General features: G+C 59.3%; 1 protein-coding gene. It reads right to left on the bottom strand.

The genetic code is table 11. The features are described 5' to 3' along the window. Positions 1–165: 165 nt before the first annotated feature. Positions 166–1,458 carry a TolC family protein gene (locus ACZ5RT_RS03635; RefSeq protein ID WP_464453532.1) on the bottom strand — a complete coding sequence of 431 codons (1,293 nt, stop codon included), beginning with the start codon at positions 1,456–1,458 and terminating at the stop codon, positions 166–168. Positions 1,459–1,906: the final 448 nt, after the last annotated feature.

Below are 1,906 nucleotides of genomic sequence, written 5' to 3'. Positions count from 1 at the left end.
GTTGTTCGTGACTGGAAATGCGATGGCAGCCTCAACGGCTGCCGGGGTTTTGTTCAGATTGGGTCGTGGTGGCTGTCATGGACTGCCGCATCGCTGCGCTCCTCGCAGTGACAAAGGCACCGTCATGGCGAAGCACGAAGCCATCCATGGACTGCCTCATCGCTATCACGGTTGTGTGAAGTTCTGTGCCAGCTGGCCCAGCACGGCGCTGATGCGGAATTGGGCTGCGGTGATGTCGTGTTCGGCCTGTGCGTGGGCCTGCTGGTAACCGGCATATTCACTTTGGATATTGAGCAGGTCCAGCAAAGTGCGTCGGGCCATCTTGAACTGCTCACGGTAGCCCTGCACCAGCTTGGCGCCGCTGGCGCGTTGCTGCTCGGCCAGTTGCAAGCGGGTCTGAGCAGCAGCCAGCTCCACATAGGCCTGACGCAGGCGTTCCTGTACGGTCAGGTCAACTTCGGTCAGGGTGTCTTGCGCGGCCAGGGCTTGCGCTGCGGCAGAGCGGATGCCTGCATCGGTCTGGCCGCCGCTCCACAATGGCAGGCTGAAATTGGCCTGCGCGACCAAGCGGTTGCCGGTGACCGCACCCAAGTGCTGACGACCGAGCGAGACGTCAAGCGTGGGGTAATGCAGACGCTTGGCGGCGTCGATACGGGCCTGCATCTCGGCCACTTGCGCACGCGCCTGGGCCACCGCGGGGTTGCTGAGCTGTTCTTGGGCCTGAGCCAGATTAGTCGGCACGGCTTTGCGCAGGCTTGGGTACTGAGCAAAATGTGCGGCTTGCTGCGCTGGGGTGAAACGGGCCAACTTTTCCTGGGCCTGGTCCAGCTCGGCCTGGCGCTGGGCCAAGTTGGTGCTGGCAGCGTCCAATCGGACCTGGGCTTGCGTGAGGTCCAGCGCCCGGCCAGCATCAATTTCAACCATGCGGCGGATGTCACCCAGAAGGCTCTGGTGCGACTGCACGTTTTCTTGAGCCAGCTGCAACATGCGATGGCCGCGCACCACGGCAAGCCAGCTCTCGGACAACTGCAGCGCCAAGTCCTGCTCGGTCACGGCCACTTTGTGATGAGCAACTTCGAGAGCGCGGCTGGCACGGGTGTTTTCTGCGGCCACGCGACCGTTGATCGGCAAGCTCCAGTTGAGCATGGGCGTGGCCATCAGGTCCTGGTCCGCGTCGCTGTCACGGATTTTGTTGGCAGAGGCATTGAGCGAGAGCGTCGGACTGTAACCACCGCGGGCACGATCGAGCTCAGCCTGAGCAGCGCTCACGCCCGCGCGGGCAGCCTTGATGGAGGGGTAATCCTGCAGCACTTGCTGGGCTGCGGCGCCCAACGTTTGGGCTTGCAAGGTCTGAGCCACGAGTAAGGAGGCGGCCAGACAGGACGTACGCAGACTGTTGCCCCACTCAGGCTGAATAAGGGCAGCGAAACGAGGCATGCGGATGAAATCTGTCTTCATGAATGGGGCTCCCAAGAAAATGACTGAGGTGACGTCTGACTGAGACGCCCTTCTGGGCGCATATCAAGTCGCACTTTTAAAATTCGAGCACTGAGGTTATGAGAACTAACAAATTCAGTGAACTGCCCCAAAGTACAGGCGGAGCACCTTGGTTTGAATAATTTGAATTACTAAATATTAAATTTAACAATTACTTCAATAAAACTTTCAGTGGCATAACCACAATTGGTGGACTGCCGTGTCGCTTCCGTCAGTAGGTAGACTGCCGCGTCGCTTCGCTCCTCGCAGTGACGGGTTCGGGTCATCGCGAGGAACGTAGCGATCCATGGTGGGTCCTTGGAAATTGCCGATGCCCTGGCGCAGTCAGGGCGGCACTGTCCTTGAGGGCAGTTCACAAAGGCTACAGATCCTCCAAAATCCATCGCAACCCATTAAATTCACCAAAATC

It is taken from the genome of Limnohabitans sp. TEGF003 (assembly GCF_055395455.1).
This window is presented reverse-complemented; position numbering and strand designations above follow the sequence as displayed.

Excerpts from the sequence above, each read along its gene's own strand:
- ACZ5RT_RS03635 (WP_464453532.1), bottom strand. The coding sequence starts at position 1,458 with ATGAAGACAGATTTCATCCGCATGCCTCGTTTCGCTGCCCTTATTCAG.